The organism is Halomonas sp. H5 (assembly GCF_050613175.1).
GTDB lineage: Bacteria > Pseudomonadota > Gammaproteobacteria > Pseudomonadales > Halomonadaceae > Bisbaumannia > Bisbaumannia salifodinae.
In genome coordinates this window covers 3,876,690-3,894,590 of record NZ_CP192510.1, presented here as the reverse complement: position 1 = coordinate 3,894,590, position 17,901 = coordinate 3,876,690, and the positions used below count along the sequence as shown (strand labels likewise).

Below are 17,901 nucleotides of genomic sequence, written 5' to 3'. Positions count from 1 at the left end.
GACATGAATTCCGTTACCAAAATTCAGACAGAGCAGACCGCTCCGGCCATCATGGCCGAGATCAAGGATTCCCTGGACTCACTGGCTGGGGTTCTTGTTCCTATCTCCCAGGATCCCCAGACGGACTCAAGCGTTGAGGCTTTCTATCCCGGCCCAGATGCGCCTTTGGCAGAGGAACATGCCGCAATGGCTGTCTCATATATTGCGAAGGAGATTGCCTTGGCTAGCCGTTTTGCAGGTTTGCTGCTGGAGGTGGATCCAAGTCGGGCTAATCAGCCCATCGACACTAGAGGTCTGACCGTTTTTGAGCAGCGGCGGCTGTCATGCGTGGGGCCTTATGAAACCGGCTCGGATGCGGTGGATGCGGGAGAGGCATTATTCTCTCATCTGGGGGCTGTAGGGCAGATGACTCGCTGGCTAATAGAAAGGCTCGAGTGTGTTGATGCGCTTATGACTCCGGTACCTGCACTGTACTTGGTTATTCATCGATTGGATGCCACCGAGGCCCATGTCGAGTCCTGGGTTGAGGTGATGATGGGCAGACACGCTAAAGCGTCGGCCTGAAGGTCTCCATGATCTGGCACGACTTGGAGCGAGCCCAAGGCACCTGGGGGAGGTTGCTCCCCCAGGTGATGGAGTTGCGCTACTGGACGCATCGACGCCACCAACCGTGCCCAGCCTGTGGCGGCAAGGACCGCTTCCGCCTGTTTCCCGATTGGGAGAGCAACGGTGGTGCGATCTGTAACCAGTGCGGTGCCGGCAATGGGCTGACCTGGTGGCGCCGGATCACCGGCCAATCGGTCGAGGAGGCCACCCGGGACATCGCGGCCCGCCTCGGCCTCAAGGCGCCGGCTCCCGCACGGCGCCGATGCCCTCCACCTTCCCGGGACTTACCGCCGCCAGGGCCCCGCCCCGATCGGCTCAAGTGCCTGCAGCAGATGCTGGCGCCCGGGGTGCCGCTGGAGAAGAGCGACATCGCGAAGGCCTATCTGCATCACCGGGGGCTGGGAGAACTCATCACCCGCGGCGACCTGCCGCCGGGGTGGCGCGCGCACCCTGGCCTGGCGTACTGGCAGCCCGATGACCAGGACCGGCCGCAGCATCTGGGCGACTACCCCGCCCTGGTGGCCCCGGTGCGCTCCCCTGCCAGCCAGCTGGTCAGCGTGCATCGAACCTATCTCCGCCGGGATGGCCAGGGCAAGGCCCCGGTAGAGAGCCCCAAGAAACTGGCGCGGCCGGCCTGGGAGCGGGCTACCCAGGGGGCGGCCATTCCTCTCTATCCCCTGGCCGGTGACGAGCTGGCGCTGGCAGAGGGCATCGAGACGGCCCTGGCCGTTCGCGTGGCGCGCCCGGAGCTACCGGTATGGGCCTGTGTCACCGCCGGCGGCCTCGCGCGCTGGGGGCCACCGCCTGGCGTCCGTGCGGTGTGGATCATGGCCGATCGGGACGCCAGCGGCGCCGGCCAGCAAGCGGCCTGGACCCTGCGACACCGCCTCGCCCGCCAAGGGCTGAGGGTCAGGGTCTGCCTGCCGCCCGGCCCCATACCGCCCCACACCAAGGGCCTCGACTGGCTCGATGTTCTATGCAGCACAGGAGGCCGCCCATGACGGCAAGTGCCATACACCAAGCCATGCAGAAGGCCCGGGAGCTGACCGGCCTACCCACCATGCCTGACGGTTTCTCGATCGATGAGGATGGCTGGCTGGTCTACGAGTCCCGCGCCGATGGCGAGGGCGAGTCGCGCCCGACCAGGATCTGCACTCAGTTGGAGGTGGTGGCTCGCACGGCGGCCGCGCACTCCGGCGGGCACGGTTACCTGCTGCGCTTTCCGACCGACACTGGCTTTACCCAGGAGTGGGCCATGCCCGCTTCGATGCTCAAGGGTAGCGCCGAGGAGCTGCGTGGCATCCTGCTCGACATGGGCCTGATGATCGATGCCAACCAGCGAGCTCACCGGCTGCTGACCAACTACATCAATCTGGCCGCCCAGCGCTGCGCCCGGGAAGGCCGGCTGATGACATCCACGCAGCGCACCGGCTGGCACGGTGATGCCTATGTGCTGCCGGACCGGGTACTGGGCAATCCCAGCCAGCAGCGTCTCGTCTACCAGCGGGCCGACCATGCCGCCGACGGCTACCGGCGGGCCGGTACCCTGGAGACCTGGCAGCGAGAGGTCGCGGCCCGGTGCCGGGGCAATACCCGCCTGGTATTCGGCGTGGCCGCCGCCCTGGCCCCCACTCTGCTGGCGCCCTGCCACCTGAAGGAGAGCTTCGGTTTTCACCTCTACGGCGAGTCGAGCAGCGGCAAGACCACCATCCTGACGGTAGCGAACTCGGTGTGGGGCGACCCTGACGCCCTGCTGGAGAGCTGGAACAACACCGCCAACGGCCTCGAAGGCATCGCTACCACCCGTAGCGACGGTCTGCTGACCCTGGATGAACTTCACCAGTGCGATCCCCGGTCGGCCGGCAAGGTCGTTTACATGCTGGCCGAGGGCCGCGGCAAGGGCCGCGCGAAGGAGACCGGCGTGGCCCGGGAGCGAGCCCGCTGGCGCCTGATCTTCCTCTCCACCGGCGAGCTGACCACCGCCGATCATATCGCCAGCGAGGGCGGGCGCTCCTATGCAGGTCAGGCAGTGCGGGCCATCGTGCTGCCATCCGATGCTGGCGCCGGCCTGGGGGCCTTCAACCAGACCCATGGCCACAGCGGTGAGGCCTTCGCCAATTGCATCGACCTGGCGGCCCGTGAGAACTACGGCCACGCCGCGGCAAGCTTCATCGATCACCTTGCCTGTCAGCAGCGGCTGGCGCGGGAGACCTATGCCCGCACCCGCGATCATTTCCGACAGCGTGCTCTGCCGGCTAGTGCCAGCGGTCAGGTCTACCGGGTGGGGGATAAGTTTGCCCTAGTGGTCACCGCCGGCCTGTTGGCCCGACAGTGGGGCATCGTCGACTGGGATGCCGAGGAGATCACCACCGCCTGCACCGTGATGTTCCGCGAGTGGTTGGCCGATCGTGGTACCAGCGGCGATGAAGAGCCCCGCCGGGCCCTCGAGCAGGTGCGCGCCTTCCTCGAGCGCCACGGTGAGTCACGCTTCACTCCGCTAATTGGGGCCTCCCGCACGGTACCGACCCGCGATCGCGCCGGCTACCTGGGGGAACATCGCGGCATCAACTGCTTCCTGTTCACCTCCGACGGCTGGAAAGAAGCCTGTCAGGGGTTCGGACCGCGGCGCGTGGCCCGCTGGCTGGCCGATCATGACTACCTGCTGACCGAGGGCAAGGGTGGCCGCTTCACCTGCCAGGTGCGAGGCATCCCGGGGCACACCGGCCCCCGCAAGCTGTATGCCGTGCCGACGACAATCCTGGAGGCCGACGAGGGGGCGTGACATGGATTGGGTACAGCAAGTGTGTGAGCACATCCGCGATAACTCCATCGCACCGCCCGTGCAGAATCGGCGATCCCAGCTCAATGGCTGGCGCTTCCGCGTGCAGGATCACACCGTCGTGCTCCTGTTGCCTTGCACGGTGCCCGGACATGAGGCCCTGACCGAAGCCCGGAAGCGATGGCCTGGCGCCCAGCCGAAAGGCCTCAAGTCACGCTGACCCCCTCCCTCGACCCGGCTCGAGAGCCCTACCCGTAATGGCTGTGAATATCGCTGGCTGTCGCTAGAGCGGCGGCGTTGTCGCTATTTTTACAAACAAAACAACAAGATATGGATTGTATGTCTACGTATGCCTACATTAATCGGGCATATGAAACCTTGGGTGTTGCCATGAATGCTGTGACGCGCAAGCCACGTAGCCGGAACGTCGTTCCCTCGGCCCGCCGCTGTCGCGAGCTCTACCAGATGCTCGATCAACTGGCAGACAAGGGGGACGTTGACGCTGCCGGATGGCTCCTGTTTTTGGCGGAGCAGCGGGAGTCGCGACTCCAGCGCAATTGATAGGCGGAGCCCTTGCTGGCGCTGAAACATGAAGGAGCGGGCCGATGGCCGATCTCGAGAAAACGGTAGCGATTATCTTCGAGGGCGTGGACCAGATGGGCGCTGGGGTGACCTCGGCTACCCGGTCGATTGATGGGTTCGCCAACCGGGTGGAGACCGCGGTGGCGCCACTGGCCAGCCTGACCCGCGGCATTCTTGCCGCCGAGGCGGCGGCGGCCACCCTGGCGATTGCCTACGGAGTGACGGCCTACAACGCTGCTATCGAGTTCGAGGCCGCCCAGGCGGACCTGGCCAAGGTGCTGGACGACAGCGAGGGCTCGGTCTCGCAATTCACCCGCGAGATCACCGAGCTTTCCAACACCTACGGCGAGTCATCGACCACGCTGCTGCAGACGATGACCACCTACAAGCAGGCTGGCTTTACCGCCGAGGAATCGCTCGGCCTGGTGCGCGCCGGCCTGGACCTGGTGATTGCCGGCGACATCGAGGCGGCCCAGGCCAGCGAGTACCTGGTATCCACCCTCAAGGGCTTCCGAGCGCCGGCCAGCGAGGCCGGCAACTTGCTCGAGGTGCTCAACGCCTCGAGTAACACCTACGCCACCAACGTCGACGAACTGGCCCAGGGCATGGCCCGGCTGAGCCCGATTGCTTCGGCGATGGGGCTGGATTTCGAGGGCACGGCCAACCTGCTAATCCCGGTCATCGAGGTGTTCCGGTCGGGCCCCGAGGCAGCCAACGCGCTGCGTACCGGCTTGCTACGCCTGGGCGATGACAGCGCCCCCGTGGTCGAGACCCTGGAAAGCATCGGTGTGGCCCAGCGCGATGCCAACGGCGTGCTGCGCGATAGCAACGACATCCTGGTTGACGTGGCCAATGCCACTTCCGATATGGCCGAGTCGGAACGCCTGTTCGTGGCCCAGCAGCTGTTCGGTATTGAGCAGTCGGCCAAGATGGTCGAGGTGCTGAAAGCCCTGGACGACGCCACGGTGGATGTGGGCAAGGCCATGAAAGAATCAGCCACCGTGTCCGAAGAGGTGGCCACCCGCCTGGGCACCGCCGAGAAAGCGGGCGAACGTACCGCCGTGGCCTTCGAGAACCTGGCGCGCACCATCGGCGTGCAGTTCAAGGACGAACTGGCCGGCGTGATTACCGCCATCGGCGAGGTGTTCCGCGAGTTCGAGGCCGCCGCCGATGCCGGTGTGCTGGATGATTTCTTCGCCGAGGTCACGCCCATCCTGGGTGAGATCGAGCGGCTGGCGCTGCAAGTGGCCCAGGCGCTGCCCCAGGCCCTGGCCGAGGCCGACTACAGCGGGTTCAGCGATGGCCTGAAAGCCGTGTTCGGCGGCCTGGAAGACGTGGAGATCGGCGTCGATGATGTGAAGGCGGTTATCGAAGGCCTGGGCGATGGATTCCGGGCGCTGTCGGAGTTCACGGCCGGCACCTTCGAGGTGTTCGCCGGGTTCGCTGCCGTGGTGGCGCCGGTCATCCAGGCCTTCCTCGACCTGGATAGTGAAACGCAGAAGTGGCTGGGTGTGCTGGGCGGCTTCTCGCTGGTGGTGTCGCCGGTGGTGGGTGTTCTGGGCACATTGACTAGTGCCGTAGGGGCCCTGGCCGGAAGGAACGGCATCGTGGCATTGGCCACGTCGTCTATCGGCAATATGGCTACTCGGCTGGCTGGAACTGGGGCGCTAGGCCTGGTGGGCGCTGCTGGCGCCGCCATCTTCGCCCTGCAGCAGCTCTACCAGGAAGCGCTGGCGTTCAATGAGTTCCGCTTCAATTTCAGGAATGCCTTGGATCAGCTCGACCAGATCCAGGGCGCGCAGCGGGTGGCCACCGAGTTCTCGCTGTTCCAGGTCGAGAAGATTGCCCGGGCCTACAACAGCCTGAGCGACGTCTTTGGCTGGGGCGACGAGGCCGCGGCTGACTTCGACCGCGTGTCGGAAGAGGCGGTAGATGCTGCCATTCAGGTGGCCAACTTTGCCGGCGCCACTGGGGACGTGGGGCAAGCCGTCGACTCGACAGGGGCTGCCATTCTGCGTGGGTTCCAGGCTTGGGAGCAGTGGACCGCGGCCGCCGAAAGCGCCCGCCTGCGCACCGAGTTGGCCACCCAGGCATTCGATACCAATGCCACCACGCTCTGGGACCACATCGACTCGTTGGACGGCACCTCGCAGGCCTGGGAGCGGGTAGGGGAGAACACCTACCAGGTGGCCCGCGGCCTGGGCGAGATCGACGAGGCTCTGCGGCTGGTGCAAAGCCAATTCGATGCCGGGATGATCGACGAGGACACCTACAACGAAATGACCCGCGTGCTGGAAGGCATGCGCAACGAGAGCGATCGCGTCGCCCTGTCCCAGAGAGAACTGGCCGGCGAGGTACTCAACAGCGAGCAGGCCATTCTCGCCGCCCGGCAGACCGTACTCGATTACAAACTTGAACTTGAGAGCCTGGCCAGCAACGAGCGGATTCGCAAAATCGAGCTGGCCGTTGAGCTGGGTATCGCCCAGCTCGAGGCCGATACCCGCAAGTTCGAGTCCATCATGGAATCGATCAACACCACTATCACCAGTACCGGCGAATTGCTGGGGGGCGAGTTCGGGCTGTTCCAACTCCGCTTCGGCGGTGATGTGGGGCGTTGGGATCAGTTGAATCTGGATAAACAGATCGCGGCCGAGCGTAAGGCCCGGGACGAGGCCTTCGATCTCCAGAAGGAGCAGATCGAGGCCTCGATCAAATTCATGCAGGCCAAGACCAAGGCTCTGCAGAACGGCGATGGCCTGATCAAGATCGACAGCGACGGCCTGGAGCCGGCCCTGGAAATGATCATGTGGCAGATCCTCGAGAAGGTTCAGCTGCGTGCCAACGCCGAAGGCGCCGAGTTCCTGCTGGGGATTGGCGGCACGGGCGGTAGCGATCCTGACCCCGACCCAGGAGGTGCCTGACATGACCAGGAAAATGAACCCTCCGGGGGGGATCGGTGGCCACGTTCATCCCAGCAAGCGGGCGGAATACCGCCGCCTGGTGGTCGAGCTGGCAGCCAAGAATCGGGAGCTGAAGGCCGAGCGGCTGCGCTGCGAGGAACACCGGGCGGCGCTGCGTGCCTTGGTGCGGGATTGTGAGGGGGTGGCGTGCCCCAAGACCCGCGCCGCCGGCCAGGCCCTGGCGAACGCCCCCGCCGACCAAATGAGCAGCCCGCTGTTCGCCTTCACCGACGCCTTGCAGGCGCGAGCCCTAACCCCCGGGGGGGATGCCGAAGCACAGGCAATCAACCAGCTCTCGGTTCGAACCATGCAGTTGATCGAGGCAATGCGAGAGGCCGCCGTTCAAGCCAGCGCGGCAAGCGAGGAGGCGGCACAGCTGCGCGCCCAGGCACAGCGCCTGATGGGCCCATCGGGAAACCACCCGGGGGGCCTTCACTGATGTCGGAGATCCTGATTCGCGAGCTGGGCGAACGGCGGGAGGCCGCCCTCGCTCGGCACCGCTACCACCATCAGCAGTTCGTGGCAGCCCTGAACAGCCTCAGAGAACTGGGGGGCCGCTGCCCGGGAGTGAACTGCCCGGAAATATGCACTGCCGGCGCTGCCTTGGCGAACACCACTCCCCTGGAGATCGAGGCCACGGTCATGGCGTTTACCGATGCGCTTCGGGACTACGCCTACACCCCGGAAGGGAAAGCCGAGGGGGAGGGAGTGCTGCGGCTGTTCAACCGCTCCCTGGGGGAGATGCGGGCCCTGGCTCACCATGTCCACCACCAGGTCGAGGCCCAGCGTGAAGCCAAGCTCATGGACCACCTGCTGCGCCAATCCCGCTCGTCTGAGGGCCCGGGGGGGTGAGACGCAAGGGCCGGGGGCATGATCGGTGGTGCGGCTCGGCTCGTGGCGGCAAGCGTTACCGGGTTGTCCGGCATCGTCTCGCCATCGTACTGGCCACGGCGGCGGAGTGCTGGGGCCCGGGCTGCTGGCCCACTCACTGGAGGAAAAATCGCGGGTCCTTCTGGGAGGGTAACCCCCGGCCGCGGGGACGCAGAGCCCCGGAGTTCGAGAAAATTTCGGCCTCCCTGGGTGCTCCACCACAGGTGGCCACAAACCCCGTGATGGCGGGCCTGGCGACCTGAGCGAGCTGTACATGGCAGCACGGGATTTGGCCGCATCGATGTACAGGTGAAGGAGGGGCGCTGCTGGCGCTGGAGGCCACACGATGGGCGACGTGATTGGACGCGAGCAAGCCTACCACTGGTCGATCAGCCGCATTGCCGAGGCGCTGGGTCGTGATCGCCGGACGGTGGCCATGGTGATCAAGGAGGCGGCCATCCCTCCGGCCGGCACTCGCCGCGGAAATTCGGTGTATCGCCTGGCCGACGTGGTGGATGCCATGACCGCGGATCGCCGGCCAACTGCCGGCGGCGGGATCGATGTCGATGACCTGATGCCCCAGGACCGCAAGGCCTGGTTCCAGTCGGAGAACGAGCGACTGAAGGTGGAGCGCGAGATGCGCCAACTGGTCCCGGTGAGCGAGGTACATCAGGAAATGGCCGCCCTGATCAAGGCGGTGGCCTTCGGCCTTGACGGTTTGGCCGACATGCTCGAACGGGATGCCGGGCTGGCGCCGGAAGCGATCGAGCTGGTGGAGCGCGCAACGGATGCGCTTCGCGAGCAGATATACCGCGCGATCATCGATGACGAAGACGATACCGCCACGGAAGCGTGACGGCACACCGCCGGCGCCGCCGGCAACCGAAGAGGAGTATCTCCATGAGCACAGCGATGAAGAGCAAGGCGCCGGCGGCAGCGGAGAGCTGGAGCAACTGGCTTGAACAGCTCGACCAGCTTCAGGAGGAGCGCGCCGAGATCACTGGTCTAGCGGAGGCCCGCCAGCGCATGGAAGGCGCCCAGCGGCGTATCCAGCACCTGTGTGATAAGGCCTGGAATAACCACCTTACGCCCGGCGATCTGGACCGCGACGCTGTGCGGGGTGATGAGGCTGCCCGGAACGTGCGTGCCGTGGTGCGTGGCGAGAACGGCGACTACGATGCTGCGGCCGCCCACCTGCTCGAGATATTGCGCCGCGCAATGCAAAGCTCCGACTGGGGTATCCAGTCCGAGGAACGCCGCGCCGTTGTTACCTACCTGATGACCAACTTGCGCGACGCCGTCACGGCCCTGGAGCAGGCTCGTGACGAGGTCGCCGGCCTGGAGCAAGCCCGCGGCGAGGTGGATCAGCGTCTCGAGGCCCTGGAGGCCAAGGCGCCGAAGGCCTCGGCCTCCAGCCTGGCCGCCCTGCGCAAGGAGCGTGACGCCGCAGCCGCCGAGCGCGACCGGATCGCCAAGACGCTGGGCAACATGACCGCCGACGACAGCCCGCTGGCGCTGGCGAAGGAAGCCGAGAAGGACGCCCAGGATCGCCTCGACGAAGCGGAGGCCTTGCTGGCCATGGGTGAGGCCGCTGCCGATGACGTGAAGGCCGCGAAGAGCGAGGCGGACAAGGCCCGCAAAGCGCTCGAGCAGAAGCAGGCCGATCACCGCAGTCAGGAGGCCGCCCGCCGCGGCATGTCGCGCAAGCTGGAGCAGGCCGACAGCCGCCTCGAGACCCTGAGCCGGGCCTACCACCAGGCCCTGGGCCGGATGCGGCACGCCGACCTGGCCGCCCTCGAAGGCGAGATGGTCGCGGAGATCGAGCGCATTGCCCAACAGCGCCTCCAGGCCCTGGCCGAGATCTACGCCGACCTGGAGGAGGCCGAGCCGGGCAGCTCCTACGGCCCCGCTCGCCTCGAGGTGACGCTGCCCTACCTCCACTACCACCGGGAGGCCGACTTGCTCAACCGCGATGGCCTGATGATCAGCGCCTATGGCCGGGAGGAGTGACCATGACCACCCAGAATGGAAGAAGCCCGTTCGCCAGCGCTGCCTACCGTGCCGCTTACCGGGCGCAAGCCATGAAGCGCATCGCGGCCCAAGAGGCCGAAGGCAAGGTTGAACGCCTCCGCGAGGAGGCCGAGGCGCGCGCCCGTCAGCAGCGGGTCAACGCCGCACTCAACCCGCTGGTGGTGTACGCCAAGGCCAACGGCAAACCCGCCGCGAGAGCCCTGGGGAGCACCGGCATCGACTACCGGAAAATCTACGCTCGGCAGAATGGCCGGAAGGGGGCCCAATGAGCAAGCCAAGGATCAAGCTGAAGCCGTATGTAGGAGGCCCTGGGAGTCAGGCAAACCCGACTGCCGTCAAGACACCGCCGGCGTCCAACCCTGGTGGCCCAGGCCAAGATTCCACTGATCTGGCTCGTGCCCTTGCACGGATTGAGCAACTGGGCGAACCGATCAGGATGTCGGCCGAGCAGATACAGCAGGATCCGCATCTTGCCGCGGCCCGCTGGGAAGAACGGGGCGGCGTGGCGGTGAAACAGCTTGTGGAAGCGGAGCAGGCGCGCAGCTTGGCAATTCTTCGGGCATGTATGACCACGGGTGGATCATGGGAGGTGGCCGTCAAGCTTATTGAAAACGGCATGGCCGTGGCTCGCGCCAGTGAATACCTCCTCGACGTGGCAGCCGCCCGCGATGATGGCAGCCATATCTTCAACGGTCACTCACCCGAGGGCGGGCACCGTAAGGCCATCGACTATCGGAAGATCTACGACCGGCACAATGGTCGGAAGGAGGCGCGGTCATGATCATTACCCGACCCCGTGGAGCCATCGTCACCAACCCCACCAGGCACACCGCGGACGAGCTGGACCGGCCAGACCTGCGCTACGCGACACCGCTGGACCGGTGCCGGCAGCAGCAGGTCGAACTCTATACCCGCGGTGGCCGCCGGTTCGCCCGCCTGTTCGGTGAAGACCGTGAGGCCCTGCAGGAGCGTGCCGATCGCTGGTGCGCGCATGTCTCGCCCAGCCTCGAGCAGCGTTGGCCCGAACCCTGATGCCCATGGTTAGTTCAGGGCGCCCGGCTTGTCACCGGGCATTGCGCTCCCTCGGGGGCGCTTTTTTCTGCACTGCTGGAGGAAGCGAGCCATGCCCAAGCGTGACCTATTCGACCAGGAGACCCGCGATGGTGCTGAGTACCGCCGCGACCGCCTTGAGGTGGAGCGGGAGCGCCTGCACCGCCGACTGGTGTGGGCCGTGAGCCGCGGTGACCAGAAGGCCACCCGGTGGCTGGAGAAGCGCCTCGAGGCCCTGGAGGCTGAGCTCGACGCCGACCTGGAGCCGGGTCGCGAGCCCAGCCGCTTCGACAGTTACCGGCCGCGGTAACCCCGGGCGCACGGGTGTAGCTCTGCGTTAGCGCTACACCCATGAGCACCAGGGAGGGGGGGCATGAACGCCGCCGCGAAGAGATCTACTCCTGATCTTTGTCCCGGAGCTTATCGCGTTCGTTCTGCTCCATGATCGCCCGGTGGATGTCATCCTGCTGGGTCGCCTGTACCCAGCCGCTCAGGCCTGCAGTGAAGATTACACCGCCAGCGACCAGATAGGCCCACCAGGGGCCAGGCCAGCCGAACCAAGCGCCAAAGCCTAGCGGGATAGCGACCGCGGCGATGAAAAACCACGCTGCCGCCTGGCTCTTCTGCTCATCGAGTTTGTTCTGCGCCATGCTCTGATGCTCCCGGCGGTACCTGGCCATCAGGATAGGTCGGGCGCACCTCGCCAGCGAGTACCCTACTGACTGGATGTTTCACGGGTCCTTCTTGGAGAGGGAGGGTCCCCGCGGGGACGCAGAGGCCCGGGTTTCGGCTATTTACGAGCGATTTCCAGGGGGAGGTTGTTGTTTTGTTGTCGCGTTGACATTCATCTGGAGGCTGCGCCGTTGCGGGCCTTGCCGTAGTTCGCCGCCCCGCAATACCGCAATCATGACAACCTTCCGGCGTGTGCTGGTGTGGTGTGGGGCTGGCGCTGCTATCTCACGCCCTGGGCGTAGGAGCTGCGAACCTCGCCGTCACAGACCATGACCGAGCGTCTGGGGTCGCTCCAGTGCAGGTGGCGGCAGGTGCCACCGCCCGACTGGCTGATGTTGGTGCGATCCGGTCGACCATACATGCGGATGGCATCGCGCTCGCTCATGCCTTGGGCAACGATGCCACTACGCCGGGCCTGACGGCGGGCTTCGCGCTGCTCTTCCTCTTGGCGGCGCTGTTCGGCATGACGCCGGTTGGCGGTGCGAGCTTGCTGCGCGGCCTCTTGGCGTTGGCGCTGGATGCGCCGTTCCGCCGCACCATAGGCGGGGCGGTGGGCGCCACTACCTCCCGTGCCGCCGGCCATCGACGACACCTGCCCCTCCAGGGCGCGTTGTTCGGCCTCGGGTGGGCAGGGCTGACTCTGGTAGACGGTGCGGCCGTCGATCTCGCAGCGGTTGACGGCCTGGGCCATAGACGGCACCAGTAGCAGCATCAGGATGATGAGCCATTGCATGGCAGGCCCCTTTGCGTACTCTCAACTTATTTAGAGTAGCAGCGGGGCGGCGGAGTGACGGCGCCGATGGAAGTGGGGACTGGAGTCATAGCCAGTTGGCCCAATGACGCTCGCTGATCAAGTGGATGTCGCGGCCATCGCTGCGCAGTTCCACGGCGTGCTGGATCTTGCGTCCGTAGTTCGACTGGGCCCAGTCCTCGCTGCCCAGGTCGCCGATCACCACGAAGTGAGTGGCGCGGCTGGGGCTCTTCTGGGGTTGTCCGCCGCGTTGGATGATCTCCGCCTCGCACTCGCGGCGAGTGCCGGTGACGAAGCGACCAGTCAGAACGAAGTTACAGCTCTCGAAGACGACATCCGGCGCTGGGTCGCAAAGGGGGAGAGTCGAGGGTTGCCGGCTGGCGCTGGCGCCGCCCTGGGTGGAGCCACCACCGGTATAGTCGAGCAGCAGGCCGATCAACTCCGCCTCCTCATCGCCATCCAGCACGCCATCGGTGAGCATCTCCTCGAGGCGCGGGAAGAGCACACTGAAAGGCCAAACGGTCAGGGACTCGGGACGCTCTCCGAGCCATTGGAGTAGGTATTCGGCCTCGGCCTGGTTCACCGAGCCATCGGCGAGCATCCCGCGGGCCAGCCCGCACAGTTCATTGGCATCCCGGGTGGCGTTCCTGGCCATGCTGAGCCGGCGCGTGATCGGCTGGCCGTGGGGATCGAGTTGGATAGGCATCGTATTCTCCCTTGTTATTGTTCCCTGCGGGCCATGGGCCCGTAGGGTAGTTTGGCAAAGGGAGGTGAGGTTTGCCCGCGCCGTCGCCCCTGGTGGTGTATCCACTCATATTGGGTACGGGGCACTGATCGTATCCACTCAGCGAATCTCGCCAGCCACTCAACCATGCGGGTTTGCTGGCGCTGTATCCGTTGTACCCGGTGTATCCAGTCCCAAACGCCCCCCGGTTACCCTGGGCGACCTCCAAGACTAGATTCCGAGCTTGCCGGTTACTGACCCATTGCTGACCCGATGGATGCGCAACAAAAAACCGCCGCTGGGTCGTGACCCTAAGCGGCGGTTTTTACTATGTTCTTTGGTCGGAGTAGCAGGATTCGAACCTACGACCTCTGCCTCCCGAAGGCAGCGCTCTACCAAGCTGAGCTATACTCCGACGCGTTGGGGCTGGCGCCTCAACGGAGACGCATTATACGCATTCGTCGCCGTGATGCAAGCATCGCCGCGGGCTTCGCTGTCGCCTTGCCTCAGTTCTTGCGTTCCACCGCCAGGCGCGCCAGCAGCGCCATGCTGTCCCGGTAGGGGCTCTCCGGCAGGACGTCGAGCTGGGTCAGGGCCAGCGCGGCCATCTCCTCGGCCCGGGCGCGGGTGTAGTCCAGGGCGCCGGTGGCCTCGACGATGCTCAGTACCTCGTCGAGGCGCTCCAGGCCGCCCTGGCGGATCGCCTGGCGAATCACCGCGGCCTGCTCGGCGCTGCCCGCCACCATGGCCTGGATCAGCGGCAGGGTAGGCTTGCCCTCGGCCAGGTCGTCGCCGACGTTCTTGCCCATGGCCTCGGCGTCGCCCTGATAGTCGAGCAGGTCATCGATCAACTGGAAGGCCAGCCCCAGGTAGCGGCCATAGTGCTGCAGCGCCGCCTCCTGCTCCGGGGTGGCGCCGGCGATGATGGCGCCGGTATGGGAGGCGGCCTCGAAGAGCATCGCCGTCTTGCCCTGGATGGTCTCGAAGTAGGCGGCCTCGTCCACGTCCGGGTTGCCCACGTTGGTGAGCTGCAGCACCTCGCCCTCGGCGATGGTGCAGGTGGCGCCGGAGAGGATGCGCATCACCTCCATAGAGCCGAGCTCCACCATCATCTGGAAGGAGCGGGAGTAGAGGAAGTCGCCCACCAGTACCGAGGGGGCATTGCCCCAGGCGTCGTTGGCGGTGGCCTTGCCGCGACGCATATGCGACTCGTCCACCACGTCGTCATGCAGCAGGGTGGAGGTGTGCATGAACTCGATCAGGGTCGCCAGGGGGATGTGCCGATCGCCCTGATAGCCCAGGGAGCGCGCCGCCAGCAGCACCAGCAGGGGGCGCAGGCGTTTACCACCACTCTCGGTGATGTAGTTGCCGATGGTTTCCACCAGGGGCACGCGGGACGCCAGCTGGGCCTGGATGGTGCGATTGACGGCGGCGAAATCTTCTGCCACCGCCGCATGGATGGGCGATGCGGTTGGCTGCATGAGTGTTGGGCTTGTCGCGGATAAGAGGGTGGGGCCGAGGGGGTGACGATGTGCGATGTGAGCCGGCCTTGGGTGGGGCTAATGCTATGGAGGGGGGGGATGGGCGTCAAGCCAGGCATTGCGCGGCCTGTGGCTTGTGTCAAGGCTTGCCTGCCGTTATAATCCGCGACCCGACTCATCACGCTCCCTGTCAGATGGCTGCCGGAAGGGGCGCCACTCGAAGCAGGCCGATGAAGAGCACAGCCCGATGAGTAACTGGAGAGAAAGCCCATGTATGCAGTGATCAAGAGCGGTGGCAAGCAGTACCGCGTTCAGGAAGGCCAGACCCTGAAGCTCGAGAAGCTGGAAGTGGCCACCGGTGAGACCCTGGACTTCGACCAGGTGCTGCTGGTTGCCGATGGCGACGACGTCAAGGTCGGCGCTCCCCTGGTCGACGGTGCCAAGGTCTCCGCCGAGGTCGTCTCCCACGGCCGTGGCGACAAGGTGACCATCATCAAGTTCCGTCGCCGCAAGCACCACATGAAGCGTCAGGGCCACCGTCAGTGGTTCACTGAAGTCAAGATCACCGGGATCTCCGCCTAAGCGGTCCAATCCCCCTAGAGCGAGGTATTTGCAATGGCTCATAAGAAGGCTGCCGGTTCCACGCGGAACGGCCGTGATTCAGAATCCAAACGCCTTGGTGTCAAGCTGTTCGGCGGCCAGGTCGTCAAGCCGGGCAACATCATCGTCCGTCAGCGCGGCACCAAGTTCCATGCCGGTACCGGCGTGGGCATCGGCAAGGATCACACCCTGTTCGCCCTGGGCGAAGGCGTGATCAAGTTCGAGACCAAGGGTCCGAAGAACCGCAAGTTCGTCAGCGTCGTCTCCGCCTGAGACCGCCCGAACCTGCTTCAGGAAGGCCCCGCCCAGGCGGGGCCTTCTTGTATCATGGTGGTAGTGACCGCCAGGAGAGTGACAGATGCAGTTCGTCGACGAAGCCTCGATCATCGTCGAAGCCGGCAAGGGGGGTAACGGTTGCCTGAGCTTCCGGCGCGAGAAGTACGTGCCCAAGGGTGGCCCCGATGGCGGCGATGGCGGCCACGGCGGCAGCGTTTACCTGATCGGTGACGATGCCCTCAACACCCTGATCGACTTCAAGTACCAGCGCTTCTACAAGGCCCAGAACGGTCAGCCCGGTCAGGGCCGGCAGATGAGCGGCAGGGCCGGCGACGACCTGCATGTCAAGGTGCCGGTGGGGACCACGGTGATCGACGAGGAGACCCTCGAGGTGATCGCCGACGTTACCGAGGCCGGCCAGGTGGTGCTGGTGGGCCAGGGTGGCCGCCGCGGGCTGGGCAATATCCACTTCAAGTCCTCCACCAATCGGGCCCCGCGGCAGACCACCAAGGGCACCGAGGGCGAGCGTCGCAACCTGCGCCTGGAGATGAAGGTGATGGCCGACGTGGGCCTGCTGGGCCTGCCCAATGCCGGCAAGTCGACGCTGATCCGCGCCGTCTCCGCCGCCAAGCCCAAGGTCGCCAACTACCCCTTCACCACCCTGGTGCCCAACCTTGGGGTGGTGAAGATCGGCCCCCACGAGCACTTCGTGATGGCCGACGTGCCGGGGCTGATCGAGGGCGCCTCCGAGGGGGCCGGCCTGGGGCTGCGCTTCCTCAAGCACCTGACCCGCACCCGGCTGCTGCTGCATGTGGTGGATGTGGCGCCCTTCGACGAGTCCGACCCGGTGGCGGCCGCCGAGGCCATCGTCCACGAGCTGGAGCAATTCTCCGCGGCGCTCTCCGAGCGGCCCCGCTGGCTGGTGCTCAACAAGTTCGACCTGCTCCCCGAGGAGCAGCGCGAGGCGGTGGCCGAGGAGATCATCTCGCGGCTGAGCTGGGAAGGCCCGGTGTTCCGCATTTCGGCGATCTCCGGCCAGGGCACCGATGCCCTGGTGCAGGCGGTGCATCGCTGGCTCACCGAGCAGCGTCGCCTCGAGAACGAGGACGAGGCGGCCGCCGAGCGCGAGCGGCAGATGCGTGAGCGCATGGAGGAAGAATCGGTGGCGCGCACCGAGGAGCGCCTGGGTCGCAAGCGCAAGCGCGACGCGGATGATGACGACGACTTCGACGATGACGATTATGATGTCGACGTCGAATACGTGGAGTAGGAAAGGCTGAGATGACGGTCAAGGAGCAGGCCCCGGGGCGCGAGGCCCTGGCGGGCGCCCGGCGGGTGGTGGTGAAGATCGGCAGCGCGCTGCTGACCAATGACGGCCGTGGCCTGGACGAGGCGGCCATCGGCGGCTGGGTGGATCAGATCGCCGAGCTGCATCGCCGCGGCATCGAGGTGGTGCTGGTCTCCTCCGGGGCGGTGGCCGCCGGCATGGTGCGCCTGGGCTGGCAGGCCCGGCCCTCGGCGGTGCACGAGCTGCAGGCCGCCGCCGCGGTGGGGCAGAACGGCCTCACCGAATGCTACGAGGGCCACTTCGGTCGCCATGAGCTGTTGACCGCCCAGATCCTGCTGACCCATGACGACCTCTCCAACCGCAAGCGCTACCTCAACGCCCGCTCGGCGCTGCGTACCCTGGTGGGGCTGCGGGTGGTGCCGGTGATCAACGAGAACGATACCGTGGTCACCGACGAGATCCGCTTCGGTGACAACGACACCCTGGGCGCCCTGGTGGCCAACCTGCTGGAGGCCGATGCCCTGGTGATTCTTACCGACCAGGAGGGGCTCTTCGACGCCGATCCCCGCCACGATCCCGAGGCCAGGCTGATCCAGGAGGGGCGCGCCGACGACCCGCGCCTGGCCGGCATGGCCGGCGACGGCGGCGCCCTGGGCCGCGGTGGCATGATCACCAAGGTGCGCGCGGCCCAGCTGGCGGCGCGCTCCGGAGCGGTGACCGCCATCGCCAGCGGTCGCCAGCCCGAGGTGCTGACGCGGCTGGTGGCCGGCGAGCGCCTGGGTACCCTGCTGCGTCCCGAGCAGGCGCCCATGGCGGCCCGCAAGCGCTGGCTGGCGGGGCAGCTGCAGGTGCGTGGCCACCTGACCCTGGATGCCGGGGCGGTGAAGGTGCTGCGCAGTCGCGGCTCGAGCCTGCTGCCGGTGGGGGTCAAGGCGATCTCCGGCACCTTCGTGCGCGGCGACATGGTGGTCTGCGTGGACGAGGCCGGGGAGCGGGTGGCCAAGGGGCTGGTCAACTATGGCGCCGACGAGGCGCGGCAGTTGCTCGGCCAGCCCAGCCACCAGATCGAGGCGATCCTCGGCTATATGGAAGCCCCGGAGCTGATTCATCGCGATAATCTGGTGGTGTTGTAGCGCGAGGCGGTCCCCCCGGGATGCTTGAGCCGGGTTAT

General features: G+C 66.1%; 20 protein-coding genes and 1 tRNA gene. 16 read left to right on the top strand and 5 right to left on the bottom strand.

All coding sequences use genetic code 11. The features are described from left to right. The first annotated feature begins 3 nt into the window (after positions 1-3). The 12 genes from ACQ1W9_RS18020 (at position 4) to ACQ1W9_RS17965 (ending at position 11,188) form a co-directional block, all read left to right on the top strand. Positions 4-564, top strand: a complete 561-nt coding sequence (locus ACQ1W9_RS18020) for a hypothetical protein (protein ID WP_431024566.1) — start codon at positions 4-6, stop codon at positions 562-564. 8 nt (positions 565-572) lie between these two features. Then, the gene (locus tag ACQ1W9_RS18015) at positions 573-1,607 is read left to right on the top strand and encodes a DUF7146 domain-containing protein (RefSeq protein ID WP_431024565.1); all 1,035 of its coding nucleotides are present in this window, start codon (positions 573-575) and stop codon (positions 1,605-1,607) included. Then, entirely contained in the window at positions 1,604-3,388 is a 1,785-nt protein-coding gene (locus ACQ1W9_RS18010; protein ID WP_431024564.1) for a DUF927 domain-containing protein, read from the top strand. Before ACQ1W9_RS18015 ends, ACQ1W9_RS18010 begins: the two co-directional genes overlap by 4 nt. Before the next feature lie 602 nt (positions 3,389-3,990). After that, entirely contained in the window at positions 3,991-6,888 is a 2,898-nt protein-coding gene (locus ACQ1W9_RS18005) for a phage tail tape measure protein (RefSeq protein ID WP_431024563.1), read from the top strand. A gap of 1 nt (position 6,889) precedes the next feature. Beyond that, on the top strand, positions 6,890-7,366 hold the full coding sequence (locus tag ACQ1W9_RS18000) for a hypothetical protein (RefSeq protein WP_431024562.1): 477 nt from the start codon (positions 6,890-6,892) through the stop codon (positions 7,364-7,366). Further along, entirely contained in the window at positions 7,366-7,779 is a 414-nt protein-coding gene (locus ACQ1W9_RS17995; RefSeq protein ID WP_431024561.1) for a hypothetical protein, read from the top strand. Before ACQ1W9_RS18000 ends, ACQ1W9_RS17995 begins: the two co-directional genes overlap by 1 nt. 364 nt (positions 7,780-8,143) lie before the next feature. Then, positions 8,144-8,653 (top strand): DUF1441 family protein, encoded by a 510-nt coding sequence (locus ACQ1W9_RS17990; RefSeq protein ID WP_431024560.1) that lies wholly within the window; start codon positions 8,144-8,146, stop codon positions 8,651-8,653. Between the two features lie 44 nt (positions 8,654-8,697). Then, positions 8,698-9,807: a hypothetical protein gene (locus ACQ1W9_RS17985; protein ID WP_431024559.1), complete on the top strand. Its 1,110-nt coding sequence runs from the start codon at positions 8,698-8,700 to the stop codon at positions 9,805-9,807. A gap of 2 nt (positions 9,808-9,809) precedes the next feature. Next, the gene (locus tag ACQ1W9_RS17980) at positions 9,810-10,097 is read left to right on the top strand and encodes a hypothetical protein (RefSeq protein ID WP_431024558.1); all 288 of its coding nucleotides are present in this window, start codon (positions 9,810-9,812) and stop codon (positions 10,095-10,097) included. A gap of 167 nt (positions 10,098-10,264) precedes the next feature. After that, entirely contained in the window at positions 10,265-10,609 is a 345-nt protein-coding gene (locus ACQ1W9_RS17975) for a hypothetical protein (protein WP_431024557.1), read from the top strand. Next, positions 10,606-10,860 (top strand): hypothetical protein, encoded by a 255-nt coding sequence (locus tag ACQ1W9_RS17970; RefSeq protein ID WP_431024556.1) that lies wholly within the window; start codon positions 10,606-10,608, stop codon positions 10,858-10,860. Before ACQ1W9_RS17975 ends, ACQ1W9_RS17970 begins: the two co-directional genes overlap by 4 nt. A gap of 91 nt (positions 10,861-10,951) precedes the next feature. Further along, a complete protein-coding gene (locus ACQ1W9_RS17965; RefSeq protein WP_431024555.1) occupies positions 10,952-11,188 on the top strand; it encodes a hypothetical protein in 237 nt (78 codons plus the stop codon). Between the two features lie 85 nt (positions 11,189-11,273). Here ACQ1W9_RS17965 and ACQ1W9_RS17960 read toward each other — a convergent pair whose 3' ends face one another. From ACQ1W9_RS17960 to ispB, 5 genes are all read right to left on the bottom strand, one after another. Beyond that, positions 11,274-11,528 carry a hypothetical protein gene (locus ACQ1W9_RS17960; RefSeq protein ID WP_431024554.1) on the bottom strand — a complete coding sequence of 85 codons (255 nt, stop codon included), beginning with the start codon at positions 11,526-11,528 and terminating at the stop codon, positions 11,274-11,276. A 302-nt stretch (positions 11,529-11,830) separates the two neighbouring features. Next, entirely contained in the window at positions 11,831-12,343 is a 513-nt protein-coding gene (locus ACQ1W9_RS17955) for a DUF4124 domain-containing protein (protein WP_431024553.1), read from the bottom strand. A gap of 85 nt (positions 12,344-12,428) precedes the next feature. Next, positions 12,429-13,067, bottom strand: a complete 639-nt coding sequence (locus ACQ1W9_RS17950) for a BRCT domain-containing protein (RefSeq protein WP_431024552.1) — start codon at positions 13,065-13,067, stop codon at positions 12,429-12,431. Positions 13,068-13,423: 356 nt separating this feature from the next. Next, positions 13,424-13,500, bottom strand: a tRNA-Pro gene (locus ACQ1W9_RS17945). A gap of 91 nt (positions 13,501-13,591) precedes the next feature. Continuing rightward, complete coding sequence (gene ispB / locus ACQ1W9_RS17940) at positions 13,592-14,566, bottom strand: octaprenyl diphosphate synthase (RefSeq protein ID WP_431024551.1); 975 nt, start codon at positions 14,564-14,566, stop codon at positions 13,592-13,594. Positions 14,567-14,836: 270 nt separating this feature from the next. Between ispB and rplU the strand changes: the two genes are divergently transcribed. From rplU to proB, 4 genes are all read left to right on the top strand, one after another. Next, entirely contained in the window at positions 14,837-15,148 is a 312-nt protein-coding gene (gene rplU / locus ACQ1W9_RS17935) for a 50S ribosomal protein L21 (RefSeq protein ID WP_195861445.1), read from the top strand. Between the two features lie 33 nt (positions 15,149-15,181). Next, positions 15,182-15,439 (top strand): 50S ribosomal protein L27, encoded by a 258-nt coding sequence (gene rpmA / locus ACQ1W9_RS17930; RefSeq protein ID WP_346062973.1) that lies wholly within the window; start codon positions 15,182-15,184, stop codon positions 15,437-15,439. 85 nt (positions 15,440-15,524) lie between these two features. Then, positions 15,525-16,712, top strand: coding sequence for an Obg family GTPase CgtA (gene cgtA, locus ACQ1W9_RS17925; RefSeq protein ID WP_431024550.1), 1,188 nt, complete (start codon positions 15,525-15,527; stop codon positions 16,710-16,712). A gap of 11 nt (positions 16,713-16,723) precedes the next feature. Continuing rightward, on the top strand, positions 16,724-17,863 hold the full coding sequence (proB, locus tag ACQ1W9_RS17920) for a glutamate 5-kinase (RefSeq protein WP_346062975.1): 1,140 nt from the start codon (positions 16,724-16,726) through the stop codon (positions 17,861-17,863). Positions 17,864-17,901: the final 38 nt, after the last annotated feature.